At 66.9% G+C, this 620-nt stretch carries 1 protein-coding gene; it reads left to right on the plus strand.

The genetic code is table 11. The features are described 5' to 3' along the window. A partial coding sequence (locus tag BN2475_RS33270; protein ID WP_143326092.1) for a GlxA family transcriptional regulator occupies nt 1–473 on the plus strand: 473 nt, incomplete at its 5' end. Nucleotides 474–620: the final 147 nt, after the last annotated feature.

The following is a 620-nucleotide window of genomic DNA, read 5'->3' on the forward strand; positions in this document are numbered from 1 at the left end:
GTATCGACCTTGCGCTCGCGCTGATCCAGGAAGACTACGGGCATGCCGTGGCGATGCAGGTGGCGCGGCGGCTGGTCGTGTTCGTCAAACGTCCGGGCGGCCAGTCGCAGTTCAGCGCGGCGCTTGCCGCGCAGACCTCGGCGGGCGGCGCGTTCGACGGCCTGCACGGCTGGATGGCGTCGAACCTGAACGGCGATCTGTCCGTCGAGCGGCTCGCCGAAGAGGCGCGCATGAGTCCGCGTAACTTCGCGCGCCGCTACGTCGACGAAGTGGGACGCACGCCGGCGAAGACGGTATCGGCGATGCGGCTGGAGGCGGCGTCGCGCGCGCTGGCCGAATCGCGCCGTCCGTTGAAGCGGATCGCGCTCGATTGCGGCTTCGGCAGCGAGCAGAACTTGCGGCGCGCCTTCGTGCGCAGTTTCGGCGTGTTGCCCCTCGATTACCGCGAGCGTTTCGCATCGGCGCTGCGCTGAACTGGCCGCGCCGATACCACAGCGGCAGCCTTATTGCGCTCGTATAATCGCCTCCTTTCGATAGCTGTTTGACGGGAGTCAAGATGAGCACGCCAATCGCCGCGCCGCTGGATCGTTCAGAAACCACGTTCCGCTTTCTCGCCGAGC

Source organism: Paraburkholderia ribeironis (assembly GCF_900019265.1).
Lineage (GTDB): Bacteria > Pseudomonadota > Gammaproteobacteria > Burkholderiales > Burkholderiaceae > Paraburkholderia > Paraburkholderia ribeironis.